Annotated in this window: 18 protein-coding genes and 2 tRNA genes; 12 read left to right on the top strand and 8 right to left on the bottom strand. The window is 59.2% G+C overall.

The window, feature by feature from the left end; translation table 11 throughout:
- Positions 1–170: 170 nt before the first annotated feature.
- Positions 171–971, bottom strand: coding sequence for an undecaprenyl-diphosphate phosphatase (locus DT23_RS03925; RefSeq protein ID WP_038128422.1), 801 nt, complete (start codon positions 969–971; stop codon positions 171–173).
- A gap of 46 nt (positions 972–1,017) precedes the next feature.
- Positions 1,018–2,007 carry a complex I NDUFA9 subunit family protein gene (locus DT23_RS03920; protein WP_038128501.1) on the bottom strand — a complete coding sequence of 330 codons (990 nt, stop codon included), beginning with the start codon at positions 2,005–2,007 and terminating at the stop codon, positions 1,018–1,020.
- A 160-nt stretch (positions 2,008–2,167) separates the two neighbouring features.
- Here DT23_RS03920 and DT23_RS03915 point away from each other — a divergent pair.
- A tRNA-Leu gene (locus DT23_RS03915) sits at positions 2,168–2,252 on the top strand.
- A 306-nt stretch (positions 2,253–2,558) separates the two neighbouring features.
- On the opposite strand, the gene DT23_RS03910 is transcribed toward DT23_RS03915, so the two are convergent.
- From DT23_RS03910 to DT23_RS03895, 4 genes are all read right to left on the bottom strand, one after another.
- A tRNA-Thr gene (locus tag DT23_RS03910) sits at positions 2,559–2,634 on the bottom strand.
- An 87-nt stretch (positions 2,635–2,721) separates the two neighbouring features.
- A complete protein-coding gene (locus tag DT23_RS03905) occupies positions 2,722–4,197 on the bottom strand; it encodes a heme biosynthesis protein HemY (protein ID WP_038128499.1) in 1,476 nt (491 codons plus the stop codon).
- A 10-nt stretch (positions 4,198–4,207) separates the two neighbouring features.
- Positions 4,208–5,506: a COG4223 family protein gene (locus tag DT23_RS03900; RefSeq protein WP_051697030.1), complete on the bottom strand. Its 1,299-nt coding sequence runs from the start codon at positions 5,504–5,506 to the stop codon at positions 4,208–4,210.
- A 72-nt stretch (positions 5,507–5,578) separates the two neighbouring features.
- The gene (locus tag DT23_RS03895) at positions 5,579–6,301 is read right to left on the bottom strand and encodes a uroporphyrinogen-III synthase (RefSeq protein WP_038128420.1); all 723 of its coding nucleotides are present in this window, start codon (positions 6,299–6,301) and stop codon (positions 5,579–5,581) included.
- Between the two features lie 79 nt (positions 6,302–6,380).
- Here DT23_RS03895 and tsaD point away from each other — a divergent pair, with 79 nt between their 5' ends.
- From tsaD to phoB, 10 genes are all read left to right on the top strand, one after another.
- Positions 6,381–7,475, top strand: coding sequence for a tRNA (adenosine(37)-N6)-threonylcarbamoyltransferase complex transferase subunit TsaD (gene tsaD, locus DT23_RS03890; protein ID WP_038128418.1), 1,095 nt, complete (start codon positions 6,381–6,383; stop codon positions 7,473–7,475).
- Positions 7,472–8,428, top strand: coding sequence for an NAD(P)H-dependent glycerol-3-phosphate dehydrogenase (locus DT23_RS03885; RefSeq protein ID WP_038128417.1), 957 nt, complete (start codon positions 7,472–7,474; stop codon positions 8,426–8,428). Before tsaD ends, DT23_RS03885 begins: the two co-directional genes overlap by 4 nt.
- 1 nt (position 8,429) lies before the next feature.
- The gene (locus DT23_RS03880) at positions 8,430–8,699 is read left to right on the top strand and encodes a YciI family protein (protein ID WP_038128414.1); all 270 of its coding nucleotides are present in this window, start codon (positions 8,430–8,432) and stop codon (positions 8,697–8,699) included.
- On the top strand, positions 8,699–9,121 hold the full coding sequence (locus DT23_RS03875) for an EVE domain-containing protein (RefSeq protein ID WP_038128413.1): 423 nt from the start codon (positions 8,699–8,701) through the stop codon (positions 9,119–9,121). The genes DT23_RS03880 and DT23_RS03875 overlap by 1 nt, the downstream gene beginning before the upstream one ends.
- Before the next feature lie 452 nt (positions 9,122–9,573).
- Positions 9,574–10,605 carry a substrate-binding domain-containing protein gene (locus tag DT23_RS03870; RefSeq protein ID WP_038128412.1) on the top strand — a complete coding sequence of 344 codons (1,032 nt, stop codon included), beginning with the start codon at positions 9,574–9,576 and terminating at the stop codon, positions 10,603–10,605.
- Between the two features lie 95 nt (positions 10,606–10,700).
- Positions 10,701–11,909, top strand: coding sequence for a phosphate ABC transporter permease subunit PstC (gene pstC / locus DT23_RS03865; protein ID WP_038128411.1), 1,209 nt, complete (start codon positions 10,701–10,703; stop codon positions 11,907–11,909).
- Positions 11,906–13,258, top strand: coding sequence for a phosphate ABC transporter permease PstA (gene pstA, locus DT23_RS03860; RefSeq protein ID WP_038128410.1), 1,353 nt, complete (start codon positions 11,906–11,908; stop codon positions 13,256–13,258). Before pstC ends, pstA begins: the two co-directional genes overlap by 4 nt.
- Positions 13,259–13,270: 12 nt before the next feature.
- Positions 13,271–14,068, top strand: coding sequence for a phosphate ABC transporter ATP-binding protein PstB (gene pstB, locus DT23_RS03855; RefSeq protein WP_038128409.1), 798 nt, complete (start codon positions 13,271–13,273; stop codon positions 14,066–14,068).
- Positions 14,069–14,078: 10 nt separating this feature from the next.
- Entirely contained in the window at positions 14,079–14,780 is a 702-nt protein-coding gene (gene phoU, locus DT23_RS03850) for a phosphate signaling complex protein PhoU (protein ID WP_038128408.1), read from the top strand.
- A 1-nt stretch (position 14,781) separates the two neighbouring features.
- Positions 14,782–15,474 (top strand): phosphate regulon transcriptional regulator PhoB, encoded by a 693-nt coding sequence (gene phoB / locus DT23_RS03845; protein ID WP_038128407.1) that lies wholly within the window; start codon positions 14,782–14,784, stop codon positions 15,472–15,474.
- On the opposite strand, the gene DT23_RS03840 is transcribed toward phoB, so the two are convergent.
- Both DT23_RS03840 and DT23_RS03835 read right to left on the bottom strand, forming a co-directional pair.
- A complete protein-coding gene (locus tag DT23_RS03840) occupies positions 15,459–16,343 on the bottom strand; it encodes a ribokinase (RefSeq protein WP_038128406.1) in 885 nt (294 codons plus the stop codon). The genes phoB and DT23_RS03840 overlap by 16 nt on opposite strands.
- Before the next feature lie 9 nt (positions 16,344–16,352).
- On the bottom strand, positions 16,353–18,620 hold the full coding sequence (locus DT23_RS03835; RefSeq protein ID WP_038128404.1) for an NADP-dependent malic enzyme: 2,268 nt from the start codon (positions 18,618–18,620) through the stop codon (positions 16,353–16,355).
- 112 nt (positions 18,621–18,732) lie between these two features.
- On the opposite strand from DT23_RS03835, the gene mutS reads away from it, so the two are divergent.
- Positions 18,733–21,378: a DNA mismatch repair protein MutS gene (gene mutS / locus DT23_RS03830; protein WP_038128403.1), complete on the top strand. Its 2,646-nt coding sequence runs from the start codon at positions 18,733–18,735 to the stop codon at positions 21,376–21,378.
- The last annotated feature ends 49 nt before the right edge of the window (positions 21,379–21,427 follow it).

The following is a 21,427-nucleotide window of genomic DNA, read 5'->3' as shown; positions in this document are numbered from 1 at the left end:
GTTCGCAGAGCAATAAAAGTAAGCAATGCTGACTTAAATACGAAATAATTCGAGTTCCACGCAACTCTTGCTGCAAATTTCGTAAATTTTAGGTCAGCAAAGATTACCTAAATTAGAATTAGGCGAGGAAATCAACGCATGACCTCCTCTATAAAGCTGATTCGCTCACCTCAGCCTAAAAGGCCCATCGCAGACAGTCCCAGCAGAAGCCCGCCGAAAAGGATGCGGTAGATCGCGAAGGCCGTAAAGCGATGCGTCTGGATGAACCCCAGCAGCCACTTTACGGCGATAAAGGCTGTCACTGTGGAAACGGCAAAGGCAATGCCCATCGACGTCCAGTTTTCTGCATGTGCGCCGCCGCCGCTTGTGGCTTGCTTAAGCAACTCATAACCACTCGCCGCATACATCGTCGGAATACCGACGAGAAACGCAAATTCCGTCGCCGCGCCTCGGTTCGAGGTGCCCAGTAGCATCGCGGCAAAAATCGTCGCGGCAGAGCGCGAGGTGCCGGGGAAAACCCCCGCGACGATCTGCGCCAAGCCGACAGCAATTGCGACGCGCCACAGAATAACGCTGCGATCCGGCTGATTTTCGGCAAACCGCTCGGCGGCGATCATCCAGAAGCCGCCAATTACCAACGCCCAGGCAATCGGCTGGATCGTCGTCGGCAGTTCGAACCCCAGCTTCTTCACGATCAACCCCAGCACGGCGGTGATCAGAAAGGCCACCGTCAGCTTCGCCAGATAGTCGCGGTTGTCCGGGTCGCGCCAGTTGGTCAGCAATTCAACGATACGGCGCCAATAGATCAGCGTCACCGCCAAGATCGCGCCGGCCTGGATAACGATATTATAGGTGTCCGAGCGCGCCCCGAGCCAATGCTCGGCCAGCAACAAATGCCCGGTGCTGGAAATCGGAAGGAATTCGGTGATGCCTTCGATCACGCCAAGCAGGACGTCGTTGAAATAAGTCAATCTGAGTAGCCTTTGCTAAGGGGTCGGGTGCGCAAACGGCGCCTAATCACAAAGACTTATGCAGATTTTTCGCCGAGGCTTTGATCGCGTCATACTGTCCGTCGGGGCGAAAGCGCCACAGGTAGTCGGGTAGGATCGCACCCATCGCGGTTGGCGTAATGCCCAGATCGGCGAATCCTTTGGCACCCTCGGCCACGACATTATCAGCGCGCAGGTTTTTCACCTGATCGCGCGTCAGGATACGGTTGACGATCAACCCGCCCGTTACCGTCTGCACCAGATCGAACACGCCTCCCATAAGGCCCGCGAGCCAGAACGGCAGCGAGGCCACAAAGCGGCGGCGATTGATTACGCCAAGCATTTTCTTGACCAGATCGTGGAAGGTTTCGACATCGGGGCCACCCAGCTCATAGATTCCGGGCGCGACGTCGCCGCTTGCCGCCATCGCCGCAACCTTGGCGACGTCATCGACATAAACCGGCTGGAATTTCGTGTCGCCGCCAGTGATCGGCACGGCTGGTGTGAACCGCGCCATCGCGGCGAATTTGTTGAAGAACCCGTCTTCACTGCCAAAGATAATCGACGGGCGCAGAATCACGGCATTCGGATAAGCCTCTAGCACAGCAGCTTCGCCAGCAGCCTTGCTGCGGGCATAGGCACTTGGGCTGTCGCTATCCGCGCCGATTGCGGAAATCTGCACCAGTCTTGCAATGCCCTGCTCAGACGCGATGCGAGCCACGTTCGCAGCGCCCGCCGTCTGAACCGAATCAAACTTGTTCTTGCCTTCGTTCACGAGGATGCCGACGCAATTGACGACCGCGTCGGCCCCGATCATCGCGGCGCGCACGCTGTCTTCGTCGCGAATGTTGCACAAAATGGGTTCAACCTGCCCCACGGCACCGTAAGGCTTGACGAAAAGCGCCTCATTCGGACGGCGAACGGCAACCCGGATGCGCCAGCCCTCTTTTGCGAGCCTGCGCGCAATATACCGCCCGACAAACCCCGAACCGCCGTAGATCGTGACCAGCTTGGACATGCGCATAGGCCTTTCCTTGCAAAGAATTGACTTACTGATTACCGCCTCGCCCCCACAGGAACAAGACTAAAGGCGACGAACATGCCGGTCTCACAATAATTCGTGCTGCGCCCCGTTGACAGCACCTGCGCCGCTCTGTAAATCGCGCTTCACGACACCTGCCCAGGTGGCGGAATTGGTAGACGCGCACGGTTCAGGTCCGTGTGCCGCAAGGCGTGGAGGTTCGAGTCCTCTCCTGGGCACCAAAGACCATCAAAAAGCCGCGCGACATGAATATGTTGGGCGGCTTTTGTTGTTCTTGGGCCAGGCTTTCATCCACCGCTTAGCCGATGATGGGCACAGCGATATCGCACCCCTCATAGAGGCGCTGCGACGGCCGCGACTGTCCCTATTTCTGTCAGAATGCCCGCTCTCGCGCCGATTGCCTTGCAATCGCCTAGCCGCAAGAACGGATGCACTGCTCATTCGCGGTATTGTCCGCCTTAAAACGAGGCGAGGCTCAGCCACAGTGGATAAAAACCACTTGGTAGATCAGCAAAAACAAGAAGAAGTGGTGCCGCACGAGGGATTCGAACCCCCGACCCCATCATTACGAATGATGTGCTCTACCAACTGAGCTAGTGCGGCGACCTTATGAGCAAAATGCCATAGGCGATTTGCCCCGTTAGCGGGCGATTAGCATGGGCGCGCTCGGATGTGTAGCCCAAAAATGCGTCAGATCGCTGCCGGTTTTTCCTCTGTGGCATCGACCGTCTCGCTGGGCTCAACCACTTCGGCGTCAACGACCTCTTTTTCCGGCTCCACCACAGGTTCGGGCTTGCCCACGATCAGCGGCAGCATCTCGGCACCATGCGGCAAAGGCGCTGCCTGCTGCGTCGTTTCACGCCAGCTCAACGTGTCAAACCCACCGCAATTGTCACACACCGGAGTCCACTCGGACTGGATGTTTTGGCAATTGTCGCAGCACCATTGCGGTCCACGCGGAGCCGTCAGCGCGCGCGTCAACCAACCCCGCACGACAGCATCATCCGCGCCTTCGCCCCGCTCGACCGCCGCCATGATCGCAAGAACACGCGCGGTCGGATGGGTTTCAGGCAGATCGCCCAGCGCGCGACGGGCGGCGGGGAAATCTTCGGCGGCGATGTTCAACTCGGCTTTGAGAAGACGGGTTTCTTCATGCTCGGGACGCGTCACCAACAATTTATCAAACCGCTTGAGGCGTTTTGCAGGCTCCTCATCGGGCGCGATCTCGGCATAGGCCGACGCCAGATCGGGATGGGGTTGCGCCCCCCAAGCCTTTCGCAAAAGACGCTCGGCAGCGCGCGGCTTGCCCTTTTCGATGTAAGACCGTGCAGCCATCACAACTGCGGGAATCAAATCGGGTGATGACTTTGCTGCCGCAATCGCAGCCTCGCGGGCCTCGACGCTGGCACCCTCGGCCATCACGCCTTTGGCCTCTTGCAGCGCCATCACGGCATCGCGCCTCTTAAAGACATCACGCGGCAGCTCGCCTTGGCGCAGCTTGGATTGCAGCACGCCCCGCGCACCCTTCCAATCCCCTTTTTCGGTTTGCAGCTTGAGAAGCGTATTCTGCACCTCACGATGACCCGGCTTGAGCGTATAAGCCTTTTTGGCCAGCTCCAGCGCAGTATCGGTGTCGCCCTCTTCCAGCTTTTGGCGCATCAGACCGCGCACACCTACAAAACGGGTGCGATCATCGCTCAGCAAGCGTTTGTAAACTTCGCTCGCCTTCTTGGTGTCGCCCATTTCCTCGGCCGCCTGCGCCGTAAGCAGATTGGTCAGTTCGGGGCGTTGCAAATACCGCTCGGCTTTGGCCGCTTTGGACAGCGCGAGCCGTCCTTCGCCTGCCGCCGCTGCCATCATGCCCTCAGCCAGCGCCTCGTAGCCCTTGCGCTCACGGTTGCGATCAAAATAGCGGCTAATGGCGGTTTCATCGCCCGAGATAAAGCGCAAGAACGCCACCAAAAACCCGACAATCCGGATCACAAGCCAGATCGCGACAAACAGCAGAATCGCCGCAATCAGCGCCTGCAACGGGCCAAGCGTGAATTCCATTCCAAGCGTCGAAATCCGCAAACCGCCCGACATATCCGCGAGATGCGAGGCCCCAAGCGTCGCCGCAGCCACGATAACAAGAAAAAGGGCGACTTTAATAAACGTCCAGATCATCTGCGGCTCCTCATTGATTCTGGCCAAGCTGGCCGGCCGCATCCAGCGCCGCGACCCGTGCCTGCGCCTGCGCAGACCAATCGGCCAATGCAGGTTGCGCCGCTTCGGGCAATTTCGCGATCTCGGTCAAGGCCGCTGCCAAATCACCCGTATTCACATCGCCCTGAGCGCGCGACAGCACCGCATCCGGACCATCACCCTCTTGCGGCGTCAAAGACCGCGCGCCGGTCTGGGTCAGCAAAAACGCCCCCAGCTTATCACCGATGCTTGCACCACTATCCGCCTTGCGTGCTGCCGCCAAAGCGGCCCGCGCAGCCTCGGGAAAGCTGGCTTGCAGAGATTGCAACGAAGGCACATCGCCACTCAGCGCCGCCGGAATTGTTACGCCCGCCGCCTGCAAATCGGCCCGCGCCGGATCAAGCGGAGCGCCGGCATCAAGTGCCGCTTTCATCCGCGCGCTGGCCGCTTGCGCCATCGCAGCCTTGGCCGCTGTTTGAGACTGATCTTGCAACTGCTTTGCCTGTTGCTCGGCCTGATCAATGCGCTCTTGCGCGGCCTTCGCAGCCGCCTCGATCTGCGCTTGCGCTGTTGCATCCGAAGCAGATCCAGACGCCGACAAGCCCGAGACTTGTTCCTTGAGCGCATCCAAAGCCGCCTTATTCGCCCGCGCCTCTGAACCGATCTGATCCAACGCGCCTTGGACACCCGACAAATCGGGCGCTGGCGGTTGCGCCGATTTCATTTCCGCCAGTTCCGAACTAAGCGCGTCGATCTTATCCGATTGCGCGCTGAGCTTGGCCTCCAGTTCGGCGCTGGCCCCATTATCGGGCGCGGCAGGGAACCATGCGGCAAATTGCGGCGGCAGCTTGGGGAGCGTGTAAATCGCAGCGCCCGCACCGACCACCGCGGCAATGACGCCACCCAGCAATAGCGGCATGAAACCCCCGCGTTTCACTGTGACGGTTTGCGGCTGCACCACCGGCTCTGGCTTGGGCGTGTCTTCCGTGGGCGCGTCTTCAGTTAGTGGATCCTCTGGAGGGGTATCTGCCGTCTCGGCAACGGCGTCATCACTGGCCTCAGGCGGATCAACGGGATCTTGCGTGATGATTGGCTCATCCGCCACGACAGAGTCATCAGAAGCTGCCACCGTGTCCGCGCTATCAAGCACCACCTCGGTTTCATCCTTGCCCGCTGGCTGAGTATCTTCGCTCACGTCGACTTTTGGATCTACGCCCGAAACTTCAGCGTCTTCAACGATATCATTTGGCAGATCCTCGGATTTCGGTTTCCGGGTTCTCGGTTTTGCCATTGGCCACGCCCTCCAAGATTCGCGCCGAAATTTCGCGTTATTCCATCAATCTAGAGAGGTGCCGCCCCCGGCTCAACCCGCCATTTGCGCGCGCAGCAAAGAGGATAAGGCTTCCAGCACCCCATTCGCATCCGGCGAAGGCGCCACGTCGATGCGATTATGGGCTGCCGGAAGACAGCTTTTCGCCACCGCTGCACTGATCGCCGCAATGAATAGAGGCGTATGGGTTTCAGGCAATGCCGCTTGAAATGCGCGCGCGCTATTGGGTGAAAAAAGCGGAACGAGCACGCTCGCCTTACCTTCAAGTGTGGTGATCGCTTCTGCGGAGAGTGGCAAAGATCTTTGACGGTACAAAATGACCGTTTTCGTCTCTATTCCAGCCAAATTAAGCGCTTTGGCGACATCGAACGCCACCTCTTCGCCGCGCGCATGCAGCAAACTGCCCCCTCGATGCTCGCCAGCAATCACCGGCACAAGCGCCTCTGCGCCCCCCTCGCCCGCGATCGCCTTGAACCCCGCCGCTTGCGCCGCCTGCGCCGTGCGCGCGCCAACGCAATAGGCAATGCGCCCGTCTGCGTTCTCGCGCGCGGCAAAAGCGCTCACACCATGTTGTGAGGTAAAGATCAGCGCGTCAGCAGGAGGAATTGTCGCATCCAAGGGCGCAATCTCAAGCAATGGCGAGATGATCACCGGCCAATCAGCCCCAAACCGCGCGTGAAACTGGCGCGCAAACGCCTCGGAGCTCGCACGCGGCCGCGTCAGCAGCAGAATCGGTTTTTCGATACGCTCACCCATCTGCCAAATGCGCCTCGGGATTGTGTGGACCCTTCCCCGGTGTTACCTGCGAAGCAACGCTCAAGCAACATCGGCCCTGATGACACAGACGCTTACATTCCTTGGACTCGAGTCAAGCTGCGACGACACCGCCGCCGCCGTGGTACGCAGCACGCCCGAGGGAAATGAAATCCTGTCCTCCGTCGTCGCGGGCCAAACCGAGTTGCACGCGCCATTTGGTGGCGTCGTTCCCGAAATAGCCGCGCGCGCGCATGCCGAAAAGCTGGATCTTTGCGTCGAAGAGGCGCTGGAGCAAGCCGGGATCGGGCTGGACGCGCTGGATGGGATCGCGGTCACTGCCGGGCCGGGGCTGATTGGCGGCGTGATGTCGGGGGTGATGTGCGCCAAGGGGCTTGCGGCGGGGGCCGGGCTGCCGCTGATTGGCGTGAACCATTTGGCCGGCCATGCGCTGACGCCGCGCCTGACCGATGGGTTAGATTTTCCGTATCTGATGCTGCTTGTTTCAGGCGGTCATTGCCAGTTTTTGATCGCGAAGGGCCCCGGAGACTTCACCCGTCTTGGTGGCACCATCGATGATGCCCCCGGCGAAGCCTTTGACAAGGTTGCCAAGCTTTTGGCCTTGCCCCAGCCCGGAGGCCCCGCAGTTGAGCTCGAGGCCACCAAGGGCGATCCCAAATCGATCTCTCTGCCGCGCCCGCTTCTCGACAGAGCGGGCTGTGATATGTCCTTTTCCGGCCTCAAGACGGCTGTCTTGCGCGCGCGCGACAAGATTATCGCCCAGCATGACGGCCTGCCGCGCGCCCAACGCGCCGATCTCTGCGCTTCGTTTCAGGCGGCTGTGGCAGATGTTCTGGCGGAAAAGTCACGCCGGGCGTTGCAAGATTATCTCGCATATGCACCAAAGCGCCCCGCATTGGCCGTCGCCGGAGGCGTCGCGGCAAATAAGGCCATTCGTGCCAGCTTAGAGACTGTTTGCGTAGAGTTTGACGCGGAATTCCTCGCGCCGCCCTTGCGCCTTTGCACCGATAATGCAGCAATGATCGCCTATGCGGGGATTGAGCGCTTTCGTGCAGGTGCGCGCGACGGGATGGATCTTGCAGCACGCCCACGCTGGCCGCTGGATCAGACGTCACCTGCCCTTTTGGGATCAGGCAAAAAAGGAGCCAAAGCATGAGTATTGCCGTTCTCGGCGCGGGTGCCTTTGGCACTGCACTTGCCGTCAGCCTTGCTGAAAATGGCCCCGTGACGCTTTGGGCGCGCGATGAAATGCATGCGCAGCAGATGCAGGTATCGCACAGCAATGCGCGACGGTTGCCGGGCGTCAATCTGCCGAAAAACGTCTCTATCACGGCGGATTTGAACGATGCCTTCGGCGCGGATACTCTGCTTCTCGCGATGCCGATGCAACGAATGGGTGGTTTTCTAAACGCTCACGCCAAAGCGCTTTCCGGCAAAACACTGGTCTCGTGCTCAAAAGGGATCGACATTGCCACAGGCCAAGGGTCAACCGGCCTGATCCACGCCCATTGCCCCGGCGCGCGCGCTGCCGTTCTGACCGGTCCCAGCTTTGCTGCCGATATTGCGCGCGGTTTGCCGACAGCGCTGACGCTGGCCTGCGCCGATCACTCCGAAAGCCTGCAAGCTACGCTTTCAACGCCAAACCTGCGTCTTTACCGCACGACCGATACGATTGGCGCGGAACTGGGTGGCGCGCTTAAAAATGTCTACGCTATCGCGGCGGGAACGGTGATTGGCGCAGGCTTGGGCGATTCTGCACGTGCCGCGCTAATGACGCGCGGCTTTGCCGAAATGCTGCGCATTGCAACAACGCTGGGCGCGCGCGCTGAAACGCTTTCGGGTCTATCGGGGTTCGGCGATCTTGTGCTGACCTGCACCTCAACCCAATCGCGCAACTTCAAACTTGGTCATGCACTTGGCGCCAACGAACCCTTTGATCCCGCAATTACGGTTGAAGGGGTCGCCACAGCCAAAGCAGTGTCTAAACTGGCGCAAAGCCGCGATATCGAGATGCCTATTGCTACCATGGTCACGGCCTTGACGGAACAGAAAATCAGCGTGCCCGAGGCCGTCGAGGCATTGCTCGCACGACCTTTGAAGGAGGAATGATATGTATTTTGCCCTGATCTGCCGCGACAAACCCGGCGCGATCCAAATCCGCAAGGATAACCGCGACGCTCATCTGGCCTATATCGCCGAAACGGGCGTGGTGTTTATGGCCGGGCCGTTTATTGAGGCGGGCGAGATGTGTGGCTCGTTAGTGATCCTCGCGCTCGACAGCCTTGACGCCGCGCGCGAGTGGGCCACGAATGACCCCTACGCCAAGGCCGGACTATTCGCCGATGTCAGTATTCAGGAATGGAAGAAGGTAGTGGGCTGATGCGTTACTGGCTGTTCAAATCCGAACCCAACAAATGGTCATGGGATCAGCAGGTCGCCAAAGGCGAGGCTGGTGAGGAATGGGACGGAATCCGCAATTATCTGGCGCGCAACAACATGCGTGAAATGAAAATCGGGGATCGCGCGTTCTTCTATCACTCCAATATCGGCAAAGAGGTCGTCGGCATTGTCGAGGTTTGTGCGCTCAGCCATCCTGATAGCACCACCGATGATCCGCGCTGGGATTGCGTTGATATCAAGGCGGTCAAACCGTTCAAGCGCCCTGTTACGCTGGCCGAGGTCAAAGATGATCCGCGTTTGACGGAAATGTCGCTGGTGACTTCAATGCGGCTTTCAGTGCAGCCTGTGACCGAGAAAGAATGGAAGATCGTCTGCGATCTGGGCGGCGTCGATCCCGAGTAGGAATTAGATACGCCCCCTTTGAAAAGACAAAGAGGGTTCCGGCACCCCTACCAGAACCCTCTGCCACCCACGTGCTCCCGTAACGCACCACACGTGAAACTGTATATCGGATCTGGCCATCCTGGCCGGTGAGATAGGTTTACGCAAAAACACCGCCAAGCGCAAGGTTGCTTTCATTAAAATGCAAGCAATTACAAACACTTAACATCAATATTTGATTAACCATCTCTCTGCGTAATCACATTCCGTGCGTCATAGAGACCTTTTTTCATCAGTAAACAACTGAAACTCCACGCTAAATCTTTGGCTGAGCGGCCCCACCCCCTGCGCCGTGCTCACATCCGCGAACATTGTCACGCAACTGTTACATTCCCTTCGCATAAGCGTCACGCAAGCCCAATACGACGCCAGCAAGGCCGCGAAGGCCCGCAACTGAACACTGGGAGTAACACATGAAATCCGTCACCCTCACCGCCTCGGCGATTGCCCTGCTTGCAGCTTCCGGCACCGCAGCTCTGGCCCGCGACAATATCCAGATCGCTGGCTCCTCGACCGTGCTGCCCTATGCCTCGATCGTTGCCGAAGCCTTCGGTGAAAACTTCGACTTCCCGACCCCGGTGGTGGAATCGGGCGGGTCTTCGTCTGGCCTCAAGCGCTTCTGCGAAGGTGTGGGCGAGAACTCGATCGACATCGCCAACGCCTCGCGCAAAATCAAAGACAAAGAAATCGCCACCTGCGCTGAAAACGGCGTGAAAGACATCATGGAAGTCCGCATCGGCTATGATGGCATCGTCTTCGCCAGCCAAAAAGATGGCCCGGCCTTCACCGCCTTCGAACCCGCCGACCTGTATAACGCGCTTGGCGCGAAAGTGATGAAAGACGGCAAGCTCGTCGACAACACCTACGGCAAATGGAACGAATTTAACGCGAACCTTCCCGATGCCGACATCATGGCGTTTATCCCCGGCACCAAGCACGGAACCCGTGAAGTCTTTGAAGAGAAAGTCCTCGAAGCTGGCTGCGAAGCCACCGGCGCGTTCGAAGCCTACAAGGCCGAAGGCATGGACGACAAAGCCGCCTCGAAAGCTTGCATGAAAGTGCGCACCGACGGCAAGGCTGTGGATATCGACGGCGACTACACCGAAACCCTTGCGCGGATCGCCTCTAACCCGGATGGCGTTGGTGTCTTCGGTCTGGCGTTCTACGAAAACAATACCGACAAGCTTAAAGTCGCGACCATGTCGGGCATCGCGCCCTCGACCGCGACCATCGCCGATGGCAGCTACCCGGTTTCGCGCCCGCTCTACTTCTACGTCAAGAAAGCGCATATCGGCGAGATCCCCGGCCTGAAAGAGTATGCCGAGTTCTTCGTCTCTGACGACATGGCCGGCTCTGACGGCCCGCTGGCGCAATACGGTCTCGTTTCGGACCCGGAACTGGCCCAGACGCAAGACGCCGTGGCAAACGAAACCACGATGCAATAATCAGGATCCGCGTTTCATGACGCGGCTTCGGGGGCGGCATATTCCGTCGCCCCCACCGCCCTTTTAGGACCTTTTCCAAGACAAAGGCGAGGCATATGCCTGTTTTCTGGATCTTCGTAATCGTGCTGGCGCTGACAGGTGCGGGCTTTGTGATGGGGCGGTCGCGGGCGCTTAGTTCGGTGGACGGAGACCGCCGACGGCTCCACTCCCTGCCATCCTACGCGGGCGCGCTTGTTGCGATGTCCGCCTTTCTCCCCGCCTTGGTACTGTTCGTTCTGCTGCTCGCCCTGAATGCCACTGGCATGATCCTGACTGTGGCAACGCTTCTCGCGACATTGATCGGCCTCGCCCTTAGCCTGCGTCTGGTCAGCCCCGAGTTTCGCGCACGCAATGCCGTCGAAACGGGGGTGCGTGGCCTGCTGATTGCGGCAGCGAGCGTCGCGATCCTCACTACGGTCGGCATCGTTTTGTCGCTTATTTTCAATACGGTCGAGTTCTTCAATCTTTACCCGATCAAAGAGTTCTTCTTCGGCCTGAACTGGACGCCAAGCTTTGGCGGCGGATCCGAGCTGGGTATGCTGCCGCTGCTTTGGGGCACGCTCTATATCTCGTTTATCGCGTTGCTGGTCGCGGTGCCGATTGGTCTTTATGCGGCCGTTTATCTGTCGGAATATGCCTCGCATCCAGTGCGCAGCGCGATCAAGCCGCTGCTCGAAATTCTCGCCGGGATCCCCACCATCGTCTACGGTCTGTTCGCCCTGCTCACCGTCGGCCCGTTCCTGATGTCGATCTTCGGCCCGAACGGCCCGACGGCAGCAATTGCCGAGAATGGCTGGATGCATGCCGGCACCGCAGTTATGACCGCAGGGTTGGTGATGGGCATCATGCTGATCCCCTTCGTATCCTCGCTATCGGATGACATCATCAACGCCGTGCCGCAAAGCCTGCGTGATGGGTCTTACGGTCTGGGCGCCACGAAATCGGAAACCATCAAGCAGGTGATCTTGCCAGCCGCCCTACCCGGCATCGTCGGGGCCATTCTGCTCGCGGCCTCGCGCGCGATTGGCGAGACGATGATCGTCGTGCTTGGCGCAGGCGCTGCGGCAAGGCTTTCGCTCAACCCGTTTGACGCGATGACCACCGTAACCGCCAAGATCGTCAGCCAGTTGACCGGGGACGCCGATTTCGCCTCCCCCGAGGCGCTGGTGGCTTTTTCGCTGGCTATGACGCTCTTTGTCATCACGCTGGGTCTTAACATCTTCGCGCTCTGGATCGTGCGCAAATATCGGGAGCAATACGAATGAGTGACGCGACCCATTCCGCACCGCACAAACCGACAAGCCGCTCTCTGCATGCGGTTGATGCGCGCACGAAACGCCGCAACGCTTCGGAAAGTCGTTTCAAAGCGATGGGCATCGGTGCAATCGGCATCGGTATCGCCTTTCTCGTGTTGCTGCTTTCGACAATCGTGATGAACGGAAGCTCGGCCTTTCAACAGACCTTCATCAATGTGCCGGTCTATCTGGATCCGGCCAAGATCGACAAAAAGGGCAACCGTGATCTCGCTGATCTCAAGAAAGCCACGACCTTTACCTATGCCCCGCTCATTCAGAACGGGTTGCTGGATGTCGTAAAAAAGGCGGGAATAGAGACGGATTTGAGCAAAGCGAAAGAGCTGAAGAACCTGATTTCAGCCTCGGCCGCCTCGCAGGTGCGTGATCGTGTGCTCGCCGATCCTTCGCTGATCGGCCAGACGATTGATTTCAAGATCCTCGCCTCCTCGCGCGTCGATGGCTACTTGAAGGGCCGGGTGAAGCGCGCCGATATCGCGCAAGACAAGAATATCAGCGTCGCCCAGCTCGATCTGACAGATGCGTTGCGCGAGGCCGGGGTGATCCATAAGGGCTTCAACAGCGCCTTCATCTTTGGCGCCGATGCCTCGGATTCGCGCGCGGAACAGGCCGGGATCGGTGTGTCGATGCTGGGGTCGTTCTACATGATGCTGGTCGTTCTCGCGCTGGCTTTGCCCATCGGCGTTGCGGCCTCGATCTATCTTGAGGAATTCGCTGCGAAAAACCGCTTTACCGACCTGATCGAGGTGAACATCTCCAACCTCGCCGCGGTGCCCTCTATCGTGTTCGGGATCCTCGGCCTGTCCGTCTTCATCCAATTCGCCCATCTGCCACAATCCGCTCCGCTGGTAGGTGGTCTGGTGCTGACACTGATGACGCTGCCCACGATCATCATCTCGACCCGCGCCGCGCTTAAGGCCGTGCCGCCCTCGATCCGCGATGCGGCGCTTGGGGTCGGGGCCTCCAAGATGCAATCGGTGTTCCACCACGTCCTGCCGCTGGCAATGCCCGGCATCCTGACCGGAACGATCATCGGGCTCGCACAAGCGCTTGGTGAAACCGCGCCGCTACTGCTGATCGGCATGGTCGGCTATGTCGCGACCAACACGCCCGACGGGTTCGTCGACGGGTTCGTCTCGCCCAACTCGGCCATGCCCGCCCAAATATACGAATGGGCCAAACGCGCCGACCCGGCATTTTACGAACGCGCCTGGGGCGGTATCATCATCTTGCTGGTTTTTCTGCTGAGCATGAACATCATCGCGATCATTTTGCGCCGCAAATTCGAGCGCCGCTGGTAAGGAGACGCAGCCATGAACGACATGACATTGACGGAGAGAGCTGTGAACGCCACCGACAACAAGATCACCGCGCGCAACGTGCAGGTCTATTACGGCGAAAGCCACGCAATCAAGGATGTCGATGTCGACATCCTCGACAAGACCGTGACCGCGTTCATCGGCCCTTCTGGCTGCGGCAAATCTACCTTTCTACGCTGCCTTAACCGGATGAACGACACGATCGATATCTGTCGCGTGCAGGGTGAGATTTTGCTGGATAGCGAAGATATCTATGATCGCCGCGTCGATCCGGTGCAGTTGCGCGCCAAGGTCGGGATGGTGTTTCAAAAACCCAACCCTTTCCCGAAGTCGATCTATGATAATGTCGCTTATGGCCCGAAAATCCACGGCCTGACGCGCAATCGTACCGAATTGGACGAGGTTGTCGAAGCCTCGCTGCGCAAAGCCGCCCTGTGGAATGAGGTGAAAGACCGCCTGACCGCGCCGGGCACCGGGCTTTCGGGCGGCCAGCAGCAGCGCCTGTGCATCGCGCGCGCCATCGCCACCTCGCCCGAAGTGCTGTTGATGGATGAACCTTGCTCGGCGCTCGACCCGATTGCCACAGCGCAGGTCGAAGAACTGATTGACGAGTTGCGGACCAATTTCTCGGTCGTGATCGTGACCCACTCCATGCAGCAGGCCGCCCGTGTAAGTCAGAAAACGGCCTTCTTCCACCTCGGTAATCTGGTGGAGTATGACGATACCGACAAGATTTTCACAAACCCCACCGACCCCCGGACCGAAAGCTATATCACCGGCCGGATCGGCTAAGGAGGCAGGCATGAGCGACCATATTCTCTCCGCATTCGACCGCGACCTAGAGGCCGTTCAGGCCCTCGTCGTCAAGATGGGCGGCATCGTTGAAGAACAAATTCTCAATAGCGCCAAGGCGTTAGAAACACGCGATGCCGAGCTGGCAAAGGCTGTGCGCTTGCGGGATCGCGCCGTTGATGAGCTTGAGGAAAAGATCAACGAAGAGGCTGCGCGCCTGATCGCCCTGCGCGCCCCCGCCGCACGCGATCTGCGGGTTGCGCTGTCGGTCATCAAGATCTCTGCCAGCCTGGAACGGGTCGGGGATTACGCCAAAAATATCGCCAAGCGCTCTAAGGTTCTGCTCGATACCCCCCCGATCAGCGGCACGCCCGCCGCGATCCGCCGGATGGCGCAAGCGACCGAATCGATGCTCAAAGACGCGCTCGACAGTTACATCCAGCGCGACGTTGAGCTTGCCCGCGATGTGCGCCAACGCGATCTGGAAGTCGATCAGATGTATAACGCGCTGTTTCGCGAATTCCTGACCTATATGCTGGAAGACCCGCGTAACATCACGCCCTGCATGCACCTGCATTTTATCGCCAAGAATATCGAGCGGATGGGCGATCATGCGACCTCGATCGCCGAGCAGGTGATCTACCTTGTCACTGGCGAGCTGCCCGATGACAGCCGCCCGAAATCTTCCAGCGTCATCGAAACGGAGGCCTGACATGGCACCCGCGCAACAGCCCTGTGTTCTGGTGGTCGAGGACGAATCCGCCCAGCGCGAAGTCCTGTTCTATAACCTCGACGCCGAAGGCTTTCGCGTTGTTATGGCCGAAAACGGCGACGAGGCCCTGCTGATGGTCGCCGAGGAAAAGCCCGACCTCATCGTGCTCGACTGGATGCTACCCAACGTGTCGGGTATCGAGATTTGTCGACGTGTGAAATCGAACAACGCCACCCGGCACATCCCGATCATCATGCTGTCTGCCCGCTCGGAAGAGGTGGATCGGGTGCGCGGGCTCGAAACGGGCGCGGATGATTATGTAGTAAAACCGTACTCTGTGGTCGAGCTGATGGCGCGCGTGCGCACCCAGCTGCGTCGAACGCGCCCTGCGACGATGGGAGAGCGGCTGACTTACGACGATATCATGCTCGATTCCGAAGAACATCGCGTGTTTCGCGACGGTAAGCCATTGAAATTAGGGCCAACTGAGTTCCGCCTCCTCTCAACCCTGATGGAGAAACCGGGCCGAGTCTGGACTCGCGATCAATTGCTGGATCGAGTGTGGGGGCGCGACATTTACGTCGATACGCGCACAATTGACGTGCATGTCGGGCGTTTGCGCAAAGCACTGATGACGCATGGCGGGCTTGATCCGGTGCGCACGGTGCGCGGCACGGGCTATTCGCTGGGCTGACTTGCCAGAAAATCATCAACTTCGACGCGCGTTGGTATCACATCGGCAGTGCCGGGACGTGTGACCTTGATCGCAGCAGCCGCACCCGCCAGTCGCATTGCCTCCTTCACCGCCAGACCCTCGGCCAGCGCGGCAACAAGATAGCCTGCGTAAGTATCCCCCGCGCCGGTGGTATCAACGGCCTTCACGGGAAACCCCGCAACACGGATCTCATGGCCGCGCGCGGTGTCGTACCAAGCCGCGCCCTTCGCACCGAGCGTGACCAGCACATTTTCAACCGGCAGATCGGCCAGTGTGCCGTTCATCTCGGAACAAAGTTGCGCGGCCTCAACCTCATTAACGATCAAAAGCGAGAGATAAGGCAGTACCGCACGCACGGCTTCGGCTTCAAACGGGGCGGCGGAATATACGACAAAAAGACCCTGTTCCTGCGCAAAACGAGCCGCCTCTACCTGACAAGCAGTCTCGTTTTGCAAGATCAGCGTGTCACCTGCTCCGGCCTGTGCCAATGCCTGTCTCACATGGTCCGCACCCAGCGCACGGTTCGCGCCGGGATAGATGACGATGGCGTTTTCGCCCGCGTCATCAACGTTGATGATCGCATGACCTGACGCAGCATCAGCGTCGGCCACGGCGCTACAATCCACACCTGCCGCTGCCAACCGATCAACCATCCAACGCCCATCCGGCCCAATCGCCCCGATATGGCGCACCGAGCCACCCGCCCGCGCAATCGCAACCGACTGATTCGCGCCCTTGCCGCCCAGCCCGACCGCATAGGTCTGCGCCGCTAACGTCTCGCCCGGGGCGGGTAAATGCGCCAAGCGATAGACGTGATCAGCATTGATCGAACCAAGATTATAGATCATCACCCCGCCTTATTTCGCTTGCCCCAACCGACAAGACGCCAAGGCTGCCATATTGAGGATGTCATTCACCGTCGATGACGTTGGGCAGAGCTGTACCGCTTGCGAAATCCCAGTCAGGATCGGCCCGATTACGGTCGCCCCCGCCATCTCTTGCATCAGCTTGATCGAAATCGACGCCGAATGTCGCGCCGGCACCACCAGAATATTGGCCGGGCCGGTCAGACGGCAGAACGGGTAATTCGCCATCTGGTCCATGTTCAGCGCGACATCGACGGTCATCTCGCCATCATATTCGAAATCGACCCCACGTTGATCCAACACTTTCGCCGCGCGATGCATCTTGGTCGCGCGCTCGGACACAGGATAGCCAAAGGTCGAGAACGAACAAAACGCCGCGCGCGGTTCAAGCCCGAGCCCGCGCGCCACCTGCGCCCCCGAGGTTGCGATATCGGCCAGATCGTTTTCGTCGGGCCATTCATGAACCAACGTATCGCCGATCAGCACCACGCGTCCTTTGTTTAGCACCGCGGTGATCCCGACCGCCCCATCCGAGGGCTTGGCGTCGATCACCTTGTTAATCAGCTCAAGCACATGTGCCGATTTGCGGGTCGCCCCCGTTACCAGCCCATCGCCATGGCCATGAACCAGCATCAGCGCAGCAAACACATGGCGGTCGCGCGTCGCAAGTTTATGCGCATCTTCGCGATCCACGCCCTGACGCTGCAACCGTTCGTAAAGATAGTCCTTGTAGCTTTCGATATGCTTGGAATTGCCCGCATTCACCACGCGAAGCTCGCGATAAGCATCGCCCAGACCCGCCGCTTCCAGCCGTTCCTTTACATCCTGCTCGCGCCCAACCACCAGCGCCTGCCCCATACCGGCACGCTGATAAGCAACCGCCGCACGCAAGACGCGGCTATCGTCGCCTTCAGCAAAAATCATCTTCGCTTGGGCTTGGCGCGCACGCGAATGAATGCCCTGCAAGATCGAGGCGGTCGGATCCATCCGCGCCTTGAGGCTTTGCGCGTAACCCTCCATGTCGATGATCGGACGCCGCGCGACGCCTGTATCCATCCCAGCCTGCGCCACCGCCGGAGGGATCACATGGATCAAACGCGGATCGAATGGCGTCGGAATGATATAATCGCGCCCGAAACTCAGTTTACGGCCATAGGCCATCGCGACCTCGTCGGGCACATCTTCGCGCGCAAGCTCAGCCAAGGCGCGCGCGCAGGCGATTTTCATCTCATCGTTAATAGCGCGGGCGTGAATATCCAGAGCACCCCGGAACAGATAGGGGAAACCCAGCACGTTATTGACTTGATTGGGATAATCACTGCGCCCCGTGGCCACGATTGCATCCGGGCGCACAGCATGCGCCTCTTCCGGGGTGATTTCGGGATCGGGATTGGCCATTGCGAAAATCACCGGATTATCGGCCATCACCGCCACCATTTCCGGCGTGACAGCACCCTTAGCCGAAACGCCAAGGAACACGTCCGCATCCTTCATCGCCTCTTCAAGGCTGCGCGCATCGGTCATCGCCGCATGGGCCGATTTCCACTGGTTCATGCCTTCGGTGCGACCTTGATAGATCACCCCTTTGGTGTCGCACATGATACAATTGTCATGCTTGGCACCCATCGTTTTGATCAGCTCGAGACAGGCAATCCCTGCCGCCCCCGCGCCGTTCAGCACGATTTTGCAATCCTCGATCTTCTTGCCCGATAGCTCTAGTGCGTTGATCAAGCCTGCGGCACAAATCACCGCCGTGCCGTGCTGATCGTCATGAAACACCGGGATATCCATCATCTCTTTGAGACGCTGCTCGATGATGAAACATTCCGGCGCCTTGATATCCTCAAGGTTAATGCCTCCGAAGGTCGGCCCCATCAGCTTAACCGCGTTGATGATTTCGTCGGCGTCCTCGGTATCAAGTTCAATATCAATCGCGTTGACGTCGGCGAAGCGCTTGAAAAGAACCGCCTTGCCTTCCATCACCGGCTTTGATGCCAGCGCCCCAAGATTGCCCAGCCCCAAAATCGCCGAACCGTTGGTGATCACCGCAACCATGTTGCCCTTGACCGTGTAATCATAGGCCAGCTCGGGGTTCGCCGCGATTGCCTCAACCGGCACCGCCACACCGGGAGAATAGGCCAGCGACAGATCGCGCTGCGAGGTCATCGCGGTCGATGCGACGATGTCATATTTCCCCGGACGCGGTTCAAGGTGATAGGCAAGCGCCTCTTCAGGGGTGATACGGGTCTTGCTGGGCATGGGCGCTCCTCCTACAGGCCTATCCGTCATAACGCCCGGCTTTCTCACGCTCAATGGAATTGCGCCCGAATCCGGGGTTTTGTAGGGTCGCGCGACAGGAAATGGGGGGCACATGGCCAATCCGACCGTAACGCCGATGATGGAACAGTATCTTGGGATCAAGGCGGCCAATCCGGGCGCGCTGTTGTTCTATCGTATGGGCGATTTTTACGAGATGTTCTTTAAGGACGCAGTCGATGCGGCCGCTGCGCTTGATATCGCGTTGACCAAGCGCGGCAAACACAACGACGAAGACATTCCGATGTGTGGCGTTCCCGTTCATGCCGCCGAGGGATACTTGCTAACGCTGATCCGCAAAGGCTTTCGTGTCGCGATTGCCGAGCAGCTTGAAAATCCTGCCGAGGCGAAGAAACGTGGCGCGAAATCGGTGGTGAAGCGCGATGTTGTGCGCCTAGTCACCCCCGGAACCCTGACCGAAGAAAGCCTGCTTGAGGCGCGCCGCCATAACTTCCTTGCTGCATGGGCCGAAGTGCGCGATGCGGGCGCGCTGGCCTGGGTCGATATTTCGACCGGCGAGTTTCGCGTGATGACCTGCCCGCTGACACGGCTTGGGCCGGAACTGGCGCGACTTGCCCCGCGTGAGGTGCTCGTTAGCGAGGCAAAAGAGCAAGATTGCGCTGATATAGTCTCTGATATGCGGGCTGCTTTGACGCCGCTATCTCGCGCTAGTTTCGACAGTCAGGCCGCTGAAAAGCGCCTGCTTGATCTGTATGCGATTGGCTCGCTTGAAGCGTTCGGCACATTTTCGCGCGCAGAAATGGCCGCGATGGGGGCGATCGTCGATTACCTCAACATCACGCAGAAGGGTAAACTGCCACTCCTGCGCCGTCCCGTGCACGAAGATGGCGCCGGAGCGGTTCAGATTGACGCCGCAACCCGGCGCAATCTGGAGCTGACGCAAGCCCTGTCCGGCGGGCGCGACGGATCGCTTCTGCACGCCATCGACCGCAGCGTGACCGCTGGGGGCGCGCGCCTGCTGGAGCGTCGCTTATCCGCGCCTTCGCGCAACCTGCCTGAAATTCACGCCCGCCATGATGCGGTTCGGTTTCTGCTCGAACAATCGCGGTTTAGCGATGATCTGCGCGCAGATCTCAAACGCTGCCCCGATATGGATCGCGCTTTGTCGCGCCTCGCGTTAGATCGCGGCGGCCCGCGAGACATGACAGCGATCCGCAACGGGCTTGAGCAAGCCGGGCGCATTGCCGAGGCGCTAGAGCAAACCGACGCCCCCGATTTGCTCAAAACGGCTGCGCGCGCGCTGATCGGTCACGAAGATCTGGTCGCCCTTCTGGATGCAGCACTGATCGCAGAGCCGCCTCTATTGGCCCGCGATGGCGGCTTTATCGCGGCTGGCTATGATGAAGACCTCGACCGCACCCGCCAGTTACGCGACGAAGGCCGCAGCGTGATCGCCAAGATGCAGGCCGAGTATATCGAAGCGACGGGCATCTCTGCCCTCAAGATCAAGCATAACAACGTGCTGGGGTATTTCATCGAAACGACGGCGACACATGCTGAAAAGATGCTCGCCCCGCCGCTCTCGGAACGATTTATTCACCGCCAAACGACCGCCAATCAGGTGCGCTTCACGACCGTAGAGCTGAGCGAGCTGGAAACCCGCATTCTGAACGCCGGAAATCACGCGCTAGAAATCGAAAAACGGCTCTATACCACCTTAAAAAATGCAATTCTTGATCAATCCGGCCCCATCGGAGAAGCCTCACGCGGGCTGGCAGAAATCGACCTTGCCACCGCATTTGCGACTTTGGCGCGAAACGACAACTGGACCGAACCGAAAGTTGATGACAGCCGCGCCTTTGAGATTTCAGGCGGGCGTCACCCCGTCGTCGAAGCCGCGCTTAAAAGATCGGGCGAGCCGTTCATCGCCAATGACTGCGACCTGACCAGCGGAACGACCCCCGCAATTTGGTTGCTCACCGGCCCGAACATGGCCGGCAAATCGACTTTCCTGCGCCAGAACGCCTTGATCGCCCTGCTCGCGCAAGCCGGCAGTTTCGTCCCCGCAAAAAGCGCCCATATCGGCATTGTTTCACAGCTTTTCTCACGCGTTGGCGCTGCGGATGATCTCGCGCGCGGGCGTTCGACCTTCATGGTCGAGATGGTCGAAACCGCTGCGATCCTCAATCAGGCCGATGATCGCGCCTTGGTAATTCTAGACGAGATCGGGCGCGGCACGGCCACTTATGACGGGCTGTCGATCGCCTGGGCCGTGATGGAGCATCTACACGCCAGCAACCGCTGCCGTGCGCTTTTCGCGACCCATTACCACGAAATGACCGCGCTTTCGGCCAAACTCGACGGCGTCGAAAACGCAACCGTCACGGTCAAAGAGTGGGATGGCGAGGTGATTTTCCTGCATGAGGTACGCAAAGGCGCGGCGGATCGGTCATATGGCGTTCAAGTTGCGCGCCTAGCAGGTCTGCCAAACTCGGTTGTCGAACGTGCCCGTGTCGTTCTGGATGCTCTGGAAAAGGGCGAGCGCGAAAACGGCGGCAAGAAACAGGCCGTGATCGATGATCTACCGTTGTTTTCAGTCTCTAACACGCCGCAACCCAGCCCAAAGCCCGCTGGCAACTCAGAGCTGGAAGACGCGCTGAAGTCCTTCGCGCCGGATGAGATGTCGCCAAAAGAAGCGTTGAACGCGCTTTATGAATTGCGCGCACTCCTCACGGATTGATCTGAGCTTTTGACAATCGGACAGCTAACTGGGGGCATGATGCCCCCAG

Origin of the sequence: Thioclava indica (genome assembly GCF_000714545.1) — a bacterium.
Taxonomy (GTDB): domain Bacteria; phylum Pseudomonadota; class Alphaproteobacteria; order Rhodobacterales; family Rhodobacteraceae; genus Thioclava; species Thioclava indica.
Note: the sequence above shows the minus strand (reverse complement) of the source record. Positions and strands in the feature narration are given on the sequence as shown.